The sequence below is a fragment of the Polaribacter sp. 2405UD43-2 genome (assembly GCF_058147125.1).
This window is the reverse complement of record NZ_JBYVJX010000001.1, coordinates 199715-218702: the sequence shown is the minus strand read 5'-3', so window position 1 is coordinate 218702 and position 18988 is coordinate 199715. Positions and strand designations below refer to the sequence as shown.

General features: G+C 29.9%; 17 protein-coding genes. 8 read left to right on the top strand and 9 right to left on the bottom strand.

Annotated elements, in window-relative coordinates; genetic code table 11:
- Window positions 1-38: 38 nt before the first annotated feature.
- Together ACY2RX_RS01020 and ACY2RX_RS01015 are read left to right on the top strand one after the other, a co-directional pair.
- The gene (locus tag ACY2RX_RS01020) at window positions 39-560 is read left to right on the top strand and encodes an OmpH/Skp family outer membrane protein (RefSeq protein ID WP_490102094.1); all 522 of its coding nucleotides are present in this window, start codon (window positions 39-41) and stop codon (window positions 558-560) included.
- A gap of 168 nt (window positions 561-728) precedes the next feature.
- A complete protein-coding gene (locus ACY2RX_RS01015) occupies window positions 729-1523 on the top strand; it encodes a carbonic anhydrase (protein WP_490102093.1) in 795 nt (264 codons plus the stop codon).
- A gap of 415 nt (window positions 1524-1938) precedes the next feature.
- Here the strand turns inward: ACY2RX_RS01015 and fabV are convergent, their stop codons facing one another.
- The 4 genes from fabV to ACY2RX_RS00995 form a co-directional block, all read right to left on the bottom strand.
- Window positions 1939-3126 (bottom strand): enoyl-ACP reductase FabV, encoded by a 1188-nt coding sequence (gene fabV / locus ACY2RX_RS01010; protein ID WP_490102092.1) that lies wholly within the window; start codon window positions 3124-3126, stop codon window positions 1939-1941.
- A gap of 68 nt (window positions 3127-3194) precedes the next feature.
- Window positions 3195-4145, bottom strand: a complete 951-nt coding sequence (locus ACY2RX_RS01005; RefSeq protein ID WP_490102091.1) for a phosphoribosylaminoimidazolesuccinocarboxamide synthase — start codon at window positions 4143-4145, stop codon at window positions 3195-3197.
- A 48-nt stretch (window positions 4146-4193) separates the two neighbouring features.
- Window positions 4194-4583 carry a hypothetical protein gene (locus ACY2RX_RS01000; protein WP_490102090.1) on the bottom strand — a complete coding sequence of 130 codons (390 nt, stop codon included), beginning with the start codon at window positions 4581-4583 and terminating at the stop codon, window positions 4194-4196.
- Between the two features lie 28 nt (window positions 4584-4611).
- The gene (locus ACY2RX_RS00995) at window positions 4612-5565 is read right to left on the bottom strand and encodes a PhoH family protein (RefSeq protein WP_490102089.1); all 954 of its coding nucleotides are present in this window, start codon (window positions 5563-5565) and stop codon (window positions 4612-4614) included.
- 128 nt (window positions 5566-5693) lie between these two features.
- On the opposite strand from ACY2RX_RS00995, the gene ACY2RX_RS00990 reads away from it, so the two are divergent.
- Genes ACY2RX_RS00990 through gldG form a run of 4 tightly spaced genes read left to right on the top strand, consistent with a single transcriptional unit; the run spans window position 5694 to window position 9245 of the window.
- On the top strand, window positions 5694-6554 hold the full coding sequence (locus ACY2RX_RS00990; RefSeq protein ID WP_490102088.1) for an SAM hydrolase/SAM-dependent halogenase family protein: 861 nt from the start codon (window positions 5694-5696) through the stop codon (window positions 6552-6554).
- A gap of 6 nt (window positions 6555-6560) precedes the next feature.
- A complete protein-coding gene (locus ACY2RX_RS00985) occupies window positions 6561-6857 on the top strand; it encodes a putative quinol monooxygenase (RefSeq protein ID WP_490102087.1) in 297 nt (98 codons plus the stop codon).
- A 38-nt stretch (window positions 6858-6895) separates the two neighbouring features.
- Window positions 6896-7612 carry a gliding motility-associated ABC transporter permease subunit GldF gene (gldF, locus tag ACY2RX_RS00980; protein WP_490102086.1) on the top strand — a complete coding sequence of 239 codons (717 nt, stop codon included), beginning with the start codon at window positions 6896-6898 and terminating at the stop codon, window positions 7610-7612.
- Window positions 7605-9245 (top strand): gliding motility-associated ABC transporter substrate-binding protein GldG, encoded by a 1641-nt coding sequence (gene gldG / locus ACY2RX_RS00975; RefSeq protein ID WP_490102085.1) that lies wholly within the window; start codon window positions 7605-7607, stop codon window positions 9243-9245. The genes gldF and gldG overlap by 8 nt, the downstream gene beginning before the upstream one ends.
- A gap of 108 nt (window positions 9246-9353) precedes the next feature.
- Here the strand turns inward: gldG and ACY2RX_RS00970 are convergent, their stop codons facing one another.
- A complete protein-coding gene (locus ACY2RX_RS00970) occupies window positions 9354-10115 on the bottom strand; it encodes a Rossmann-fold NAD(P)-binding domain-containing protein (RefSeq protein WP_490102084.1) in 762 nt (253 codons plus the stop codon).
- The gene (locus tag ACY2RX_RS00965; protein WP_490102083.1) at window positions 10102-10767 is read right to left on the bottom strand and encodes an MIP/aquaporin family protein; all 666 of its coding nucleotides are present in this window, start codon (window positions 10765-10767) and stop codon (window positions 10102-10104) included. Before ACY2RX_RS00965 ends, ACY2RX_RS00970 begins: the two co-directional genes overlap by 14 nt.
- A gap of 111 nt (window positions 10768-10878) precedes the next feature.
- Here ACY2RX_RS00965 and ACY2RX_RS00960 point away from each other — a divergent pair, with 111 nt between their 5' ends.
- The gene (locus ACY2RX_RS00960; protein WP_490102082.1) at window positions 10879-11727 is read left to right on the top strand and encodes a DUF2911 domain-containing protein; all 849 of its coding nucleotides are present in this window, start codon (window positions 10879-10881) and stop codon (window positions 11725-11727) included.
- Window positions 11728-11780: 53 nt separating this feature from the next.
- On the opposite strand, the gene ACY2RX_RS00955 is transcribed toward ACY2RX_RS00960, so the two are convergent.
- The 3 genes from ACY2RX_RS00955 to pheT are packed head-to-tail and all read right to left on the bottom strand — an operon-like array spanning window position 11781 to window position 15949.
- Window positions 11781-12395, bottom strand: coding sequence for a LysE family translocator (locus ACY2RX_RS00955; RefSeq protein WP_490102081.1), 615 nt, complete (start codon window positions 12393-12395; stop codon window positions 11781-11783).
- A gap of 36 nt (window positions 12396-12431) precedes the next feature.
- The gene (locus ACY2RX_RS00950) at window positions 12432-13466 is read right to left on the bottom strand and encodes a quinone-dependent dihydroorotate dehydrogenase (RefSeq protein ID WP_490102080.1); all 1035 of its coding nucleotides are present in this window, start codon (window positions 13464-13466) and stop codon (window positions 12432-12434) included.
- Between the two features lie 56 nt (window positions 13467-13522).
- Window positions 13523-15949 (bottom strand): phenylalanine--tRNA ligase subunit beta, encoded by a 2427-nt coding sequence (pheT, locus tag ACY2RX_RS00945; protein ID WP_490102079.1) that lies wholly within the window; start codon window positions 15947-15949, stop codon window positions 13523-13525.
- A 169-nt stretch (window positions 15950-16118) separates the two neighbouring features.
- Here pheT and ACY2RX_RS00940 point away from each other — a divergent pair, with 169 nt between their 5' ends.
- Window positions 16119-18959, top strand: coding sequence for an endonuclease (locus ACY2RX_RS00940; protein WP_490102078.1), 2841 nt, complete (start codon window positions 16119-16121; stop codon window positions 18957-18959).
- Window positions 18960-18988 lie beyond the last annotated feature (29 nt).

The window sequence follows — 18988 nt, the reverse complement described above, 5'->3', positions numbered from 1 at the left end:
CATTCACTTTTATATCTTTGCGACATTAAAATTATAATATGAAATCAAAAATTATTTTTATCTGTTTTGCTTTATTAAGCATTACAGCATTTTCTCAAACTAAAAGTGGCACAATAGATAGCGACTATATTATATCTATTATGCCAGAAACAAAAATAGTAGTAAAAAGAACACAAGCTTATGGCGCAAAATTAGACTCTTCTTACTCAAAAAAATTATCTGAATATAAAGAAAGTGTAGAAAGTTTTAGAAAAAATGAAAAGACTTTAGGAGAGTTGGCTAAGAAAACATCAATTAAAGAATTACAAACTTTAGAAGCCGATTTAAATAAATACAGAGAAAACGGCACAAAATTAATGCAATTAAAGAGAAGTGAGTTAATGCGTCCTTTATATCAAAAATTAAATAAAGCTATAGAAATTGTAGCAAAAGCAAATTCTTATACACAAATTTTAACTGTAACAGGCAATCAATTTGCGTATGCAGATCCAAAATTTGATATTACAGATTTAGTTATAAAAAACTTAGGAATTAAAGTTCCTGAACCTACAAAAAAATAAAATAAAAAAATCCGTTTTTTATTAGCCTTACCTTAATTGGTAAGGTTTTTTTATGATGAAAATTTACGAAACCGATTTCTTAACTTTTTGTAAAATATGATAAATGTTATAAACTATAATTTTGTTTTTCTAATACATTTGTGCGCAATTAAAATTCACAAAAAAAAAATGAAAAATTTCTATTTATTAGCATCCATTATTATACTTGTAGCAATTAATTCTTGCCAACAAAAAGCTGACAAAAAAGACCCTCATAAAAGCGAGAATCATCATCATTGGACTTATCAAGGAGAAACTTCTCCAGAACATTGGGCAGAAATTGAAAAAAATTCTGATTGCGATGGCAAAAACCAATCTCCTATTAATATTATAGATATATATACAAAACCAACAAAAAAAGAACAAAATCCTTTAAATATTTTGTATTCCCCTAAAACAAAAATAAATAAAGTGGTAAATAATGGACATTCAATTCAGTTTAATTTTGAAACTGGAGATTCTATTCAATATCAAAATAATACCTATCATTTATCGCAAATACATTTTCATGAACCATCAGAACATACCATAAACGGAGTTCGTTATCCACTAGAAATTCACTTGGTTCATACAGGAAAAAATAAAAAATATACAGTGATGAGTGTATTGGCAGAAGAAGGAAAAGAAAGTCAGTTATTTGAGTTTTTAGAAAGTTTTTTGCCAATAAAAGAAAACGATTCTAAAGAAATCCATCAATCTTTAGATTTGTCTACATTATTTCCAAAAAATAAAGATTTCTATTCTTACGGAGGTTCATTAACAACACCTCCTTGTACAGAAAGTGTAAATTGGGTAATTTTTAAAGAACCAATTATTGTTTCTTTAGAAGAAGTTTTAAAACTAAAAAACAATATGCCAAAAAACAATTATAGAAACGAACAACCCATTAATAATAGAGTTGTACAAATGAATGTCTTTAACTAAAATAAGGTATTTGCTGTTAATTGATTTAAAAAATTAACGTGATTTCTATGATAATTCCAACTGATTTTGATAAAAAGTTTGTTTTTTGATTAATGCGCAAATAATGTGTATTATTTTGTTTCTGACTGCATTTAATATTCCAGAACGATTTTTAAAAGGAGCTATTCCTGAAAAACAAGCCGTTTACTACACCAAATAAATCTCCGAAAGTGCCTCTATCTGCCCAATTATCTTAGCCAAATAATTACACAACAATTATGAATGTGGTTAACAATCCTATTTTTGATTTTAGTTTTTCCATAAGTTTGCATTTTTATAATTACAAGATAAAAGTAAAAAAGAAACCTCATAGTATATACTGAATTTATTTTCAGTAATAACTATGAGGTTTTTATAACTTTTTGATTACTTTTTTTTACTGAATACTTGGTACTTCTACAAGTTCATTTACATCAGCATCATAATCTATTCCGTCTACTTTAAAGCCGAATAATTTATAAAACTCACTACTATATCCTTCTAAATCTCCAATTTCTGATAAATTTTCAGTCGTTGCTTTTTTCCAAAGTTTAGAAATTTCTGCTTGTACATCTTCACGCATTTCCCAATCGTCAATTCGAATTCTTCCTTTGGCATCCAAATCTAAATCGCCACCAAACAAGCGCTCACTATACAAACGTTGAATTTGCTCAATACATCCTTCGTGAATTCCTTTTGCTTTCATCACTTTAAACAATAAAGAAATGTATAACGGAATTACAGGAATTGCAGAACTAGCTTGAGTTACCAATGCTTTATTTACAGAAACATATGCGCTACCACCTAAAGATTTTAAATCATCAGAAATGGTAAATGCAGTGGCTTCTAAATGATCTTTAGCTGCACCAATAGTTCCGTTTCTATATACTGGTTTTGTTACTTCTGGTCCAATATAAGAATAAGCAACCGTTTTAATTCCATCAGCTAAAACATTGGCTTCTTGTAAAGCATCCATCCACATTTTCCAATCTTCTCCACCCATAACAGTTACGGTATTTGCAACATCATCGCCTTCGGCTGGATTGATAGAAATCTCGGTTACATTTCCTGTATGAAAATCTACCGTTTTATTAGAAAACACTTCGCCAATTGGTTTTAAAACCGATTTAAATCGTTTGCCAGATGCTGGATGCGTTCTTACGGGTGATGCTAAACTATAAATAACTAAATCAACTTTACCTAAATCTTCTTTAATTAAGTTGATTACTTGCTCTTTTATTTCGTTTGAAAAGGCATCTCCATTAATACTTTTTGCGTATAAACTAGCTTTATGAGCTTCTTGTTCAAAAGCTGCTGTGTTGTAAAAACCTGGTGATGCTGGTCTTCCTGCGGTTGCTGGTTTATCAAAGAAAACACCAATAGTTGCTGCATCTGAACCAAAGGCAGACGATATTCTTGACGCCAATCCAAATCCTGTTGATGAACCGATTACTAATACTTTTTTAGCGCCATTAATTTTACCTTTAGATTGCACATATGCAATTTGATCTTTAACATTTTGTGCACAACCTGTTGGATGCGATGTTAAACATATAAAGCCTCTTGTTCTTGGTTCTATTATCATTTATTCTTGATTTTTTTTACAAAACCTCACAGGTTTTTAAAAACCTGTGAGGTTTGATTGGTTTATTATTAATCTAAGTTCAAAAAAGAATTTACATTTTTCTCAATTCTATTTAAAACATTTTCTGTAGAAGCTTTTACAAAAGGTTCTCCTGTAATTTGCTCATACAATTCTATATATCTATTAGAAATTTCGGTGATTTTTTCATCTGACATTTCTGGAATTTGCTGCCCTTCTTTTCCTTGAAAACCATTTTCTATTAACCATTGGCGCACAAATTCTTTTGATAATTGTTTTTGAACTTCTCCTTTTTCTTGACGTTCTGCATATCCATCTGCATAAAAATAACGAGAAGAATCTGGCGTATGAATTTCATCAATCAATACAATTTTACCATCTTTAGTTTTACCGAATTCATATTTAGTATCCACTAAAATTAATCCGCGAGAAGCCGCTATTTCTGTTCCTCTTTTAAATAATGCTTTTGTATATTTTTCTAAAACAATATAATCTTCTTCAGAAACTATTTTTTTTGATAAAATTTCTTCACGAGAAATATCTTCATCATGTTCACCATTAGCTGCTTTGGTTGATGGTGTAATTATGGGTTCAGGAAATTTATCGTTTTCTTTTAAACCTTCTGCCATTTTAACGCCACAGAGAACTCTTTTACCAGCTTTATATTCACGGGCTGCATGACCAGACAAATAACCACGAATAACCATTTCTACTTTAAAAGTTTCACACAAATGACCTATGGCAACGTTTTCATCTGGATTAGAAATTAACCAATTAGGAACAATATCTGCTGTATCTTTCATCATTTTGGTAGCAATCTGATTTAAAATTTGCCCTTTAAACGGAATTTGACGTGGTAAAATAACATCGAAAGCAGATAATCTATCTGTGGCAACCATTACCAAAAGTTCATCATTTATGTTATAAACTTCTCTTACTTTACCTTTGTAAACAGATTTTTGATTTGGAAACTGAAAATTCGTTTCGTTAATTGTATTCATTTTTTGTTGTGTTGTTGTGAGCGCAAAAATAAGCTTTCAATTTCTTTTTTATTGAGATTTAAAATAGTTTTTTAACTGCTGCCTTTCTAGAGAATATACAGAAGATTTATTTTCTATTTCTAATAATAGTATTAGAGAAACTCTTTTTAACTTATCAAATTCTAAGTTTGGTTTTTCTTTTTTTGCAATTTCATAAATTACTTTTAATAAGCCTTCTAAAATAACAACATCTACTCCGCTAATTTTCTTTTTTAAATCGACATCATTTAATTCTAAAATTTCATAAAAACCAAAATCTAGTTTTCTTTTTAACGCTTCATTAAATGATACCAAAATGAGATCTATATCTCCTTTTTTTGATATTTTAACTAGAATGTTTTTAAGAAAAAGAATTATTTTTTGGACTTCTCTTTCAATAAAATCACTTTTATACTCCATTAAAAACTATATCATTTTCATTTTTTTACTACTCAGTTTCTATACTTTTATAAGCTGTAATAATTTTCTTTACTAGCCTGTGTCTTACCACATCTTTATCATCTAAATGTACCTGAGCAATTCCTACAATATCTTTTAGTGCCAATAAAGATTCTTTTAAACCAGAAACCTGTTTTCTTGGCAAGTCTATTTGACCTGGATCTCCTGTAATAATAAACTTGGCATTTTTACCCATTCTTGTTAAAAACATTTTCATTTGATTGTGGGTTGTGTTTTGTGCTTCGTCTAGAATTACAAAGGCATTGTCTAAAGTTCGTCCGCGCATAAATGCTAAAGGTGCAATCTGTATAACTCCTTTTTCTAAATGAGATTCTAATTTTTCATGCGGAATCATATCTCGCAAAGCATCATACAAAGGCTGCATATAAGGGTCTAATTTTTCTTTTAAATCGCCAGGAAGAAACCCTAAATTTTCGCCAGATTCTACTGCGGGTCTTGTTAAAATTATTCTTCTAACTTCTTTTTCTTTCAACGCTTTTACAGCCAAAGCAACAGCTGTATATGTTTTTCCTGTTCCTGCTGGTCCAACTGCAAATAACATATCATTCTTACTCATTAAAGAAACCATTTTACGTTGGTTTTCTGTTTGTGCTTTTACCAACTTTCCGTTAACACCATGCACTAAAACATCCTTGGCATTTTTAGCTGCAATTGTTTTTTCTTCATTTCCTTTTGATGTTAAAATACGTTCAATGCTATTTTCATCCAACTTGTTATAACGATTAAAATACTTAATTAAACGTTCTAAACGAATTTCGAACTCATCTAAAATATCCGATTCTCCATAAATTTTAAGGTTAGACCCACGAGCTACAATTTTAATTTTTGGAAAGTATCTTTTTAATTGCTCTATTGTACTATTATGCGCGCCAAAAAAATCTTTAGGACTGATTTCTGTAAGCTCTATAATGCGTTCGTTCAAATGTTTATTTTTTATTAGTGAATTACAATTATATTTCAACTAAAAATAGCAATTAAAATTACTAAAATGATTAGATTTGCGTAAAATAGTTAACAACTTTTACACAATTCATTAACAGCTAATATTTAATGTCTTTTATTACATTAACCACCGATTTTGGAACCAAAGACCACTTTGTTGGCGCTGTTAAAGGAGCTATTTACTCAGAACTTTCTGATGCCAAAATTGTAGATATTACACATAAAATATCGCCTTTTAACATTACTGAAACTGCTTATATTTTAAAAAACTCTTACAAAAGTTTTCCTAATGGAACCATACATATTGTTGGTGTAGATTCTGAATTAAGTGCCGACAATAAACACATTGCTTTAGAATTAGATCATCATTTTTTTGTATGCCCAGATAACGGATTAATTTCTATGATTGCCTCAGAAATTAAACCTACAAAAATTGTAGAAATTAATATTCATAATAGAATTGAAAGTAGTTTTCCTGTATTAGATGTTTTTGTAAAAGTGGCTTGTTTTATTGCTAGAGGTGGAAATCTAACGGTAATTGGAAAAGAAATTTTTGAGTTTAAAAAGTTAATTGAAATTCAACCTAAAGTTAATCAGGACAAAAATCAAATTAAAGGAGGTGTTGTTTATATTGATAATTATGGAAATGTAATTACCAATATCAGTAAAAAAATGTTTCAAGAAATTGGAAAAGGCAGACGATTTATAGCCACTGCTAGACGTTATTCTTTTGAGAAAATTTTTACAAAATATAATGAAATTGCAGGTACTAGTGCTCATGATAGCATACAATATGATGGTAGTAAACTAGCCATTTTTAACGCTGCTGGTTTTTTAGAAATTGCCATTTACAGAAGTAATTTAGGTACAGTTGGTGGTGCTTCTACTCTTTTAGGATTGAATTATAGAGATCCAATTATTATTGATTTTATCAATGATTCACAACCCAATTTTACACCGTTAACTTAAAAAACTATGTTTGTACGAATTGTAAAAATGAGTTTTCATAAAAAATACATTGATGATTTTTTAGTAATGTTTAAAGAAAATAAAACGCTTATTAGAACCTTTGAAGGATGTCTATTGTTAGAATTATATCAAGATAAAATAAATCCTGAAATCTTTTTCACCTATTCTTACTGGGAAAAAGAACAAGATTTAGAAAACTATAGAAATTCTGAGTTATTTAAAGAAGTTTGGGCAAAAACAAAAGTATTCTTTAACGACAAACCTTTAGCTTGGAGTGTAGATAAAAAGGTAAGTTTACAATAAAGTTAGAAGTTAGAAGTTAGAAGTTAGAAGAAAATAAAATGTTCCCAATCCTAAAAAAAGAATTCAACCCGTTTTTTGCAAGTCCGATTGCCTATTTGGTTATTGGTGTTTTCTTGCTGATTAACGGTTTGTTTCTTTGGGTTTTTAAAGACGATTTTAATATTTTAAATGCTGGTTTTGCAGATTTAAATTCGTTTTTCTTTTTAGCACCTTGGGTTTTTCTGTTTTTAATTCCAGCAATTACAATGAAATCTTTTGCCGATGAATTTAGCAGCGGAACCATAGAACTTTTAAAAACAAAACCTATTTCTGATTGGCAAATTGTTTTGGGTAAATTTTGGGCTTCACTCCTATTAGTTATTGTGGCTTTAATTCCAACTCTAACATACGTTTACACGGTTTTTAGTTTGGGAAATCCAACAGGAAATATAGATTTTGGGAGTACAATTGGCTCTTATATTGGCTTGTTATTTTTAGCATCAACCTATACATCCATTGGATTATTTACATCAACTTTGTCAAAAAATCAGATTGTTGCATTTATATTAGGCATTTTTATCACTTTTATTTTATTCTACGGATTTGATGCCATTTCTAACTCTTTAGGAAATGATTTAACCGTTAAAAAAATAGGAATTAACGAACATTTTAAAAGTATCTCTAGAGGTGTTATTGATACTAGAGATATCATCTATTTTTTGAGTGTAACTTTTTTCTTTTTATTCATCACTAAAACGCGTTTAGACTATGAATAAAAAAGTAAAAAATATTGTTTTTCTATGGATTGTTTTAGTGGTTCTAAATTTCATCAATCAATCATTTTACAAACGTTATGATTTAACTGCCGATAAACGTTACACACTTTCTAAAACTACTAAAAATATTATTTCTAAAGTTGATAAAAACTTATTTATAAGCGTTTATTTAGAAGGCGATTTTCCTTCAGAATTTAAAAGATTACAAGCAGAAACGCGTCAATATTTAGAAGAGTTAGCTGCTAAAAATTCGAACATCGTTATCAATTTTGAAAATCCTGATCATCAACGTGAAGAATTAATTAAAAGAGGAATGATGCCAAGCCAATTAACTGTTGAAGAAGATGGCAAATTGTCTGAAGCAATTATTTTTCCTTGGGCAGAAGTTTTGTATCAAAAAAAATCTACCATTGTTTCTTTGTTGCCAAATGCAATTGTTGCTAATCAAGAAGAACAATTACAAAAAGCTATTGAAAATTTAGAATATAGTTTTTCGAATGCAATAAATTCCATCACTCAAAAAAAGGAAAAAAAAGTTGCTGTACTTACAGGAAATGGGGAGTTACAAGACATTTATCAATATAGTTTTTTAAGTGAAGTGGCTAAAAAATACAGATTAGCAAAGTTTACTTTAGATTCTGTAGCTACAAATGCACAGCAAACATTACAAGATTTAAGTGCTTTAGATTTAGCAATTATAGCCAAACCCACTCAAAAGTTTTCTGAAAAAGAAAAATTTACGCTAGATCAGTTTATTGCCAATGGCGGAAAAACTTTGTGGATGTTAGACAATGTGCAAGCAGACCAAGATAGTTTATTTAATGGCGGAAAAATGTTGGCTTATCCTAGAGATTTAAATCTAACAGACTTGCTCTTTTCTTACGGAATTCGCATCAACACTACTTTAATTAAAGATTTATACGCAGCTCAAATTCCGTTAGCAACTGGTAAAATTGGCAATCAAACTCAGTTTAAAAACTTAGAATGGTTTTTTCATCCTTTGGTGGGTGGAAACCCAAATCATGCTATTACAAAAAACATTTCGCCAGTAAGATTACAGTTTGCAAATCAAATAGATACACTTAAAAATAACATAAAAAAAACACCTTTATTAGTCAGCTCTTTGTTAACGCAAAAAGTAGGAACTCCTAATTTCATAGAACTTAAATCTATAGCAGCTGAAGTTGTTGAAAACGATTACAAAAACGGAAATCAATTGTTTGCGGTTTTGTTAGAAGGTGATTTTAATTCTGCTTACAAGAATCGTGTAAAACCTTTTGAAACTTCACTTTTTAAAGAAAATTCTGTCAATAATAAAATGGTAATTATTGCTGATGGTGATATTGGAAAGAATCAAATTTTAAAAGGAAAACCTTACGATTTAGCCAGAGACAAATGGACAAACCAGACTTTTGGCAACAAAGATTTTTTACTAAATACGATAGATTATCTTTTAGATGATTCTGGCTTAATCAACCTAAGAAATAAAACACTACAAATTAGAATGTTAGACAAGCAAAAAGCCTTTAAAGAAAGAAGGTTTTGGCAATTTTTAAATGTTATTTTGCCTTTAATTTTATTGGCAATTTTTGGGTTTGTTTTTAATTATTTAAGAAAAAGGAAGTATTGTTAGTTTTTAGTTTTTAGCAAAAATGAAAACTTTTTTACTCTACAACTTTATTACTTTAAAACTTTACAGCTTTATCAACTTTGTTACTTTGTTACTTTGTTACTTTAAAACTCAAATCTCTAATAAATTATCATAAATAAAAGTGTAATTTAAAACTTTCTGTACTTTTTCTGAGGCTATAATTTTCCATTGTAATTCTTCATTTTCAGCAAATTCTGGAACCTCAAAACCTTTGCTTAATTTTGCTTTTGTGTAAAATTCTTTTCTTGTTGGATGATGATTAGAACAAGCATTAAAAGTTTCATTAAAACAATTTTGATTAATAATTTTTACTATAATATTGATACAATCTTCTTGATGAATCATATTTACAAAACCTTTTGGCTGTGGAATTTTACGTCCGTTTTTAAACCAATTTGCAGGATGTCTTTCTCCGCCAAACAAACCAGCAAAACGAACAATTGTGGTTTCAAAAAAAGTATTTTGTTTAAATAAGTTTTCGATTTTTGATAACGGAGTTTCTAAAACTTCATCCTTTTCTGTCATTATTCTATTTAATCTTTCATACACAGAAGTTGAAGAAATAAAAATAACTTTTTGTATGGATGATTTTTCTATTTGAGAAATCAAATTTTTAAAACCAACTACATCTTTAGAAGTAATGGCTATGATTAAAATATCTGCATTTAAAAAATCATCAAAATTTTTATCCGAAGAAATATCAACTAAAAAAGGAGTAATATTTACCGATTTTAATGCATCAACTTTACTTACAGATGTAGTTGAACCTTTTACAAAATATCCTTTATCTAATAAAGAAATTGCCAATGGTTTTCCTAACCAACCACAACCTAAAATACTAACAGTTTTCATCTGCGCAACAATTATCGTCTTTTACTAATTTACAAGAAACAACAGCCAACAAAGCTCCTAAAATTGGCGCAATCATATACAACCATAAATTAGCAATATTACCAGAAACTATATTTGGTGCCAAAGATCTTGCAGGATTCATAGAAGCATTTGTAATTGGGCCCGCAAACATAGCTTCTAACAAAACAACTGCACCAATGGCGATTCCTGCAACAACACCAATTTCTTTACTTCCTGTAGATACGTTAATGATAACAACCATTAAAAAAAAAGTTAATAATAACTCTAAAACAAATGCTCGCCAAACATCTACAGTGGGTATTGTAGCTCCTAAAAACTCACTCGTAGGAAACAAAAACCAAAGAATTAAACTTGCTGCAAATGCACCCAAAACTTGAGAAATAATATATTTAGGAACTTCTTTCCAAGAAAACTTTTTTGCATACGCAAAAGCAATAGAAACTGCAGGGTTAAAATGTGCCCCAGAAGTTTCTCCAAAAGCGTAAATCATTGCCATAACAATTAATCCCCAAGTAATTGCAATACCTACGTGCGTAACACCTCCATTTGTAACTTCATTAACAGTCATTGCTCCTGTTCCGCAAAAAATCATAGAAAATGTTCCAATAAATTCTGATATGTATTTTTTCATCAATAATAAAATATCAGCAAATATACAATCCCTTATTTTAAGGTTTTGTTAACAATTCTCTTTTTTTGAAATCGTAATTTTGAAAAGATAACTAAAAAAACAACCCGTATTATGAAAAAAATATTAGTAAGCTTATTTGTAGTAGCAATTTCTTTTTCTACAAACGCTCAAATTAAAACCCCTGCACCTAGTCCTTTTCAAAAAATTGAACAAAAAGTAGGTTTAACAGATGTAACTTTAGAGTATTCTAGACCAAGTATGAAAAAAAGAAAAATATTTGGTGGTTTAGTAGATTACGGAAAAGTATGGAGAACTGGTGCAAATGCAAATACCAAGTTGACTTTTTCTACTGATTTTACTGTTGATGGAAAAAAAATGAAAAAAGGAACGTATGCTTTGTATACAATTCCTGGAGAAAAATCTTGGGACATTATTTTATATTCTGATGCAAAAAATTGGGGGACTCCAAGAAAATGGGACGAAACTAAAGTTGCTGCAAAAGTAAAAGTAACACCTTTTAAAATGCCAATGCCAATAGAAACCTTTACGATTTCTTTTGATGATTTAACAAACAATTCTGCAGTTGTAGGTATTATGTGGGAAAATGTTTATGTGGGTTTAAAGTTTGAAACTCCAACAGATGCTATGGTTTCTAAAAGTATTAATAAAATAATGAATGGACCAACTGCCAACGATATGTATGCTGCTGCTGTTTATTATTTACAAGCAGGCAAAGACATTAAAAAAGCACAAAAATGGATTGACAAAGCGGTTGCTATGACTTCAGATAAACCTCGGTTTTGGTTTTTACGTCAACAATCTTTAATTCACGCAAAAGCAGGAAATAAAAAAGAAGCAATAAAAGCTGCAAAAGCTTCATTAAAATATGCAGAAATTGCTAAAAATGCAGGATATATAAAAATGAATAAAGCTTCATTAAAAGAATGGGGAGCAATGTAAATTGAATTTCTTTCTAAAACATTAAGAATCTCAAGTGAAAGCTTGAGATTTTTTTATATCAAAATAAAAATTGCTATAAAAATAAATACTACTATTTGAGCCCATTTTAAATATAAGCCAATATTTTTATGTTGCTTTAACTGTTCAGAAATAGCTCCTGCAAGTATTGCTATCAAAGAAAAAACAATTAAAGATACTAACATAAATAAGCATCCTAAAACGTAGAATTGCAAAACATTGCTTAAGGTTTTGCTAAATAAAAATCCTGGAAAAAATGCCAAAAAGAAAATAGAAACTTTTGGGTTTAAAACATTCATTACAAATCCTTGTTTAAACAATTGTGTGGTAGTTTTCTTTTCTATATTTTCTGATGTCAACGCAATTTTTGCGTCGCTTTTAAAAACTTTAAAAGCCAAATACAATAAGTAAATAGCACCAAAAAGTTTGATCATAAAAAATAAATTTTCAGATTCTTTTATAATTGCCGAAACTCCAAAAGCTAAAAGTGTTGTATGAACTAAGCATCCAGAAACTAAACCAAAAACTGTTGCTAAACCATATTTACGTCCGTTTACAATACTTTGTGTTAACACAAAAATATTATCAGGTCCAGGAGATAATGCTAAAATTAATGTTGCAATTGCAAAAGAAAAAAGAGTTTCAAACATAGTGGCAAAATACTATTTTTAATATCAACTTAAAAATTAAGAATTAGCCAAAATTGCTTTGTTTATTCTTTTAATTAAACTTGGTCCTTCATAAATAAAACCCGTGTAAACCTGTACTAAATCTGCGCCAGCATTTAACTTTTCTAAAGCATCTTTGGCAGAATGTACACCTCCTACTCCTATTATTGGAAATGATTTGTTAGAATTATCTGCTAAATATTTGATTACTTTTGTACTCTGATTTTTTATTGGCAAACCACTTACACCTCCATTACCAATTTCTTGCAAACGCTCTTTAGATACTTTTAAATGATCTCTAGAAGTAGATGTATTTGAAGCAATAACTCCATCTATTTTTGTTTCTGCAACCAATGCTATAATTTCATCTAGTTGAACATTATTTAAATCTGGAGCAATTTTTAGTAAAATAGGTTTTTGTTTTTCTTGCTGATTATTTAATTTTTGACATTCAGTGATCAATTCTACCAAATAATCTTTATCATTTAATTTTGCGTGACTCCCCACATTTGGGCAACTTACATTCAATACAAAATAGTCTACATAAGGATGTAATTCAGAAAAAACTTCTAAATAATCTTTGGTATAATCTTCTGGTTTTGTAGCTGTATTTTTACCAATATTCCCTCCAATGATAACGTTACCTTTATTCTTTTTTAGGTTGATAATTGCTGCTTCTACACCATCATTATTAAAGCCCATTCTATTGATTATTCCTTTATCGTCTTTTAAACGGAATAATCTTTTCTTAGGGTTCCCAATTTGTCCTTTAGGCGTTACTGTGCCTATTTCTATAAAACCAAAACCAAAGTTAGCAAGTTCATTATACAACACTGCATTTTTATCAAAACCAGCAGCTAAACCCACAGGATTCTTAAAAGTTAAACCAAATAAATTACGCTCTAACTTTTTATTTTTTGCTTGATAAATTTCTCTAAAAATTGATGCTACAAAAGGTATTTTGCATAAAATTCTAATCAAAGAAAACGTAAAATAATGTACCTTTTCTGGGTCGAATAAAAATAATATTGGGCGAATTAGTAGCTTATACACTTTATCTGTTTAATTGTTAAATTGTGTAATTGGTTAAATTATTACATTAAATATTATTATCTTAAAACAGCATCTAAATTCTTTTCAAATGACTGTTGTAATTTTTGCATTATTTTATCTATTTGTTTGTCTGCTAAAGTTTTAGATTCGTCTTGTAATAAAAAACTTACGGCATAAGACTTTTTACCTTCTGGCAATTTATCTCCTTCATAAACATCAAATAAATCTACTTCTTTTAATAATTTTCTTTCTGACTGAAAAGCTAAATTATATACTTCCTTAAATTCAGTTTTAACATCTAACAACAAAGCTAAATCTCTTTTAACAGCAGGAAACTTAGGTAAATCAGAAACTTTTATTTTCTTATTACCAACCAACTTTAAAATGGTATCCCAATTAAAATCAGCAAATAAAACTTCTTGTTTAATACCAAACTCTTTTAAAACAGAATGTTTTATAACACCAAATTCAACCAGTTTTATTTTACCTAAACCCAGTGATATTCCTTCAGAAAACACATCTTGTTTTGTTGGTGATGATTTAAATTTATCAATTCCTAATCTATTTAATACAGAAGTTATAATCCCTTTTAAATAAAAGAAATCAGAAGATTTATTAGTAAGATTCCAGCTTTCTTTATTTCTATTGCCTGTAACAAAAAGTGTTAAATGTTTATTTTCTTCATACTTTTCATTGTATTTATGATACGTTTTCCCAAACTCATAAAACTGCAAAGCATTGTTTTTTCTGTTAATGTTATAGGCAACAGATTCTAAACCACTAAATAATAGTGATTGACGCATTACTTTTAAATCGTTACTTAACGGATTTAACATTTCTACATTAGCAGTTTCATTAATGTTTTCTGATAAATTTGCATATTCAGGTTTTGTTAATGAATTAGCCATAGTTTCGTTAAAACCTAAAGCACTCAATTGATTGGCTGTAATATTTTCGACCTTGGTTTCTTTGTTAGAATCAAAAGAAATTGATGTATTTAATTTGTGAGAAAACTCGATATTATTATAACCGTAAACTCTTAAAATTTCTTCTATAATATCTGCTTCACGCTGAACATCAGTTCTATAAGAAGGAATTGTTAAGCCTAAACCACCAGCAGTTTCACTATTAATTTTAATCTCTAAAGAAGCTAAAATGTTTTTAATGGTTTCTTTCGGAATTTCCTGACCAATTAATCTATAAGCATTTTCGTAAGATAAAAATACTTGAAAGTCTTCTAATTTTTCTGGATAAAAATCAGAAACATCAGAACCCATTTTTCCACCAGCATATTCTTCTATTAATAAAGCAGCTCTTTTTAAAGCATATTCTGTCATATTAATATCAATACCACGTTCAAAACGAAAGGAAGCATCTGTATTTAAAGCGTGTCTTTTTGCTGTTTTTCTAATAGAAACAGGATTAAAATAAGCGCTTTCTAAAAAGATTGATGTTGTATTTTCTGTAACTCCAGATTTTTGCCCGCCAAAAACACCACCAATACAAAGAGGATTAGAATCTGCATCGCAAATCATAATATCTTCTGATGATAATTCTCTTTCAACTTCATCTAAAGTGGTAAATTTAGTTCCTTCTTCTAAAGTTTTTACTAAAATTTTATTTCCTTTAATTTTCTGAGCATCAAATGAGTGTAATGGTTGTCCCAATTCATGCAATACATAATTTGTAATGTCTACAATATTATTTTTTGGTGTTAAACCAATCGCTTTTAATCGGTTTTGAATCCATTCTGGAGATTCTTTAACTTCAATATCTGTAATGGTAATTCCGCAATAACGAGGAATTAAATCTTTATTTTCTACTTCTACATCAAAACGTAAAGTTCTTTCATCTACATGAAAATCTGAAACAGAAGGAGAAATTAATTCTAATTTAATGTCTTTTTGAATTAAACCTGCTCTTAAATCTCTAGCAACACCAAAATGACTCATTGCATCAGATCTGTTGGGAGTTAATCCAATTTCAAAAACATAATCGGTTTCAATATTAAAAACTTCTGCAGCTGGTGTACCCGCTTTTATTTTATCATCTAAAACTAGAATTCCATTATGACTTTTTCCAAGACCTAATTCGTCTTCAGCGCAAATCATTCCAAAACTTTCTTCTCCTCTAATCTTGCCTTTCTTTATTTTAAGGCCATTACCTTTATCATCATATAAAGTAGTACCTATAGTTGCTACAGATACTGTTTGACCAGCAGCAACATTAGGTGCACCACAAACAATTTGTACTGGTTCTTTAGCACCCAAATTAACTGTTGTGATTTTTAATCTATCTGCATTAGGATGCTGTTTACAGGTTAAAACTTTGCCAATTACTACACCTTCTAAACTTCCTTTTATAGATTCTTTGGTTTCAATACCTTCTACCTCTAATCCTAAATCGGTTAACAATTCTCCTGTTTTAACAGGTTTCCAATCTACCTGTAAAAACTGTTGTAACCAATTGTATGATATTTTCATATTCTTTTTCGGGTTTGTTAGCCGCAAATTTAACCAATTTTTTCTATTATTTTCCTTAAAATTTGATTGTTAATATTTAGTTAATAACTAAGTATTTGTATGGGTTTAAGCTTTTCTAATTTCTATTAATTTTATGGTATAAACAATTTAATCCCTCAATTTATTTATTATGAAAAAATTATTACCTCTAATGTTGCTGTTAATTTCATTATCAGCATTTTCACAAATTCCATCTTATTACAATGATGTAAACTTAAATCAAACTGGTACAGCTTTAAAAGACGCTTTGGCTGTAAAAATTATTAGTACACACACAACAAATTTGTCTTATACACCTGGTGTATGGAATGCTTTAAAACAAACAGATTTAGACCCAACAGACAATACAAAAGTTTTATTAATTTATGGTTGGAATGATGCTGATGCTGATATTACCAACGATAGAACTCGCGGAAAAGACAATAATGGTGGTGGTTCTGGTGTTTGGAACCGAGAGCATGTGTATGCAAAATCTTTGGCAAATCCTAATTTAGGAACTTCTGGAGCTGGTGCAGATGCACACAATTTACGTCCTTGCGATGCGCAAAGAAACTCATCTAGAAGCAACAGAAAATTTGCTGCTGGTTCTGGTAATTCTGGAATTACTTCTGCTGGACATTGGTATCCTGGTGATGAATGGAAAGGCGATGTTGCTCGTATGATGATGTATATGTATTTACGTTACGGCAACCAAACATTGCCAAAAAATGTAGCAGTAGGTACAGCAAATTCATCAGATTCTAATATGATTAATTTACTTTTAGAATGGAATGCTCAGGATCCAGTTTCTGACCTAGAAAAACAACGTAACCCTATTCTTGTAACTTTACAAGGAAATAGAAATCCATTTATAGACAATCCTGCATTTGCAACTCAAATTTGGGGTGGTCCGCAAGCTGAAGATAAATTTGGCAATAGTTCTGCTGACACTCAAGCACCAACTGCTCCTTCTGGTTTGGTTGCAAGTAATACAACGCAAACTTCTGTTAATTTAGCTTGGTCTGCATCCACAGATAATGTTGCTGTTTCTGGATATCAAGTTTTTAACGGAAACACTTTAGTAGCTACAACTACAAACACTAATTATCAAGTTACAGGTTTAACTGCTGCAACTGCTTATACATTTACAATAAAAGCAAAAGATGCTGCCAATAATATTTCTGCAGCTAGCAATGCTGTAAATGTTACAACTACAGCAGGTTCTAGCGGAGGAAATACAACTGAGTTATTAATTTCTGAATATGTAGAAGGATCTTCTTATAACAAGGCAATTGAAATTGCTAACTTTACAGGAAGTACTGTTAATTTATCTAGTTATACATTAAAAAAGCAAACTAACGGTGCTGGTTCTTGGACGGGAACTTTAGCTTTAACTGGACAAGTTTTAAACGGAAAAGTTCACGTTATTGCACACACAAGTGCATCTGCTACAGTTAAAAATAAAGCCCAACAAACTTCTGGAAGTGGAGTAATGTCTTTTAACGGAAATGATGCAGTTGGTTTATTTAAAAATAATGTTTTAATTGATGTTATTGGTGTATTTGGTAGTAGTGCAAATTTTGGTAAAGACGTAACTTTACAAAGAAAATCATCTGTAAAAAGTCCAAAAACCACATATACTGTTGCTCAATGGAATTCACTAGCAAAAGATACATTTAGTGGTTTAGGAAACCATACAATAGATGGTGGTTCTACTCCCGATACACAAGCTCCTTCTACTCCAAGTAGTTTGGTTGCAAGTAATATAACGCAAACTTCTGTTAATTTAGCTTGGTCTGCTTCAACAGATAATGTTGCTGTAACTGGTTATGATGTTTATAGAGGTTCAACTAAAATTTCAACTGTAGCAACAACAAATTATCAAGCTACTGGTTTAACAGCTGCTACTGCTTATACATTTACTGTAAAAGCAAAAGATGGTGCTGGTAATGAATCTGCTGCAAGTAATGCTGTTGCTGTTACAACATTAACACCTCTAGATACACAAGCTCCTACAGCACCAAATAGTTTAGTTGCTAGTAATACAACTCAAACTTCTGTTAATTTAGCTTGGTCTGCATCAACAGATAATGTTGCAGTAACTGGTTATGATGTTTATAGAGGTTCAACTAAAATTTCAACTGTAGCAACAACAAATTATCAAGCTACTGGTTTAACTGCTGCTACAGCTTATTCATTTACTGTAAAAGCAAAAGATGGTGCTGGTAATGAATCTGCTGCAAGTAATGCTGTTGCTGTTACAACATTACCAAACGCTATTTCTTATTGTTCTTCTAAAGGAAGTAATGTAAATTATGAATATATAGATAATGTTGTAATTGGAGGAATTTCTAATGCAACTACTGCAAACAGTGGTTATGGAGATTTTACTTCTCAAACTGGAAATCTTTCAATTGGAAATAACACAATTATTGTAAGTGCTGGTTTTGCTGGTTCTTCTTATACAGAACACTGGAGAGTTTGGATCGATTTTAATAAAAACGGAACTTTTGAAAGCGCAGAACAAGTTGTTAGCGGTTCTTCTTCTAGCGCAGGTAATTTATCTTACACATTTGCTGTGCCTTCTTCTGCTTTAATAGGTACAACAAGAATGCGTGTTTCTATGAAATGGGATTCTGCTCCAACAGCTTGTGAAACATTTAATTATGGTGAGGTTGAAGATTATACAGTTAATATTGGTGCATCAGCAAAAAATACTGGAAAAGTAATTATTGCTGATGGTGAATTGGGTGAAGAAAAAGCAATTTTTGATGCTACAGTTTATCCAAATCCGGCTACTAATTTTATCAATGTTCAATTAAGAGATAATAGAAAAGCTAGCTTTAAAATTGCAAACTTATTAGGGCAAACTGTTAAAAGTGGACAAGTAAATAGAAATGCAATTAGAATTAATGGTTTAAAAACGGGCATATATATTTTAATGGTTAATGACGGTCAACGTTCTTTTACTAAAAAGTTCTCAAAAAGATAAAAAATTTATCATAGCTAAATCTAAAGCCT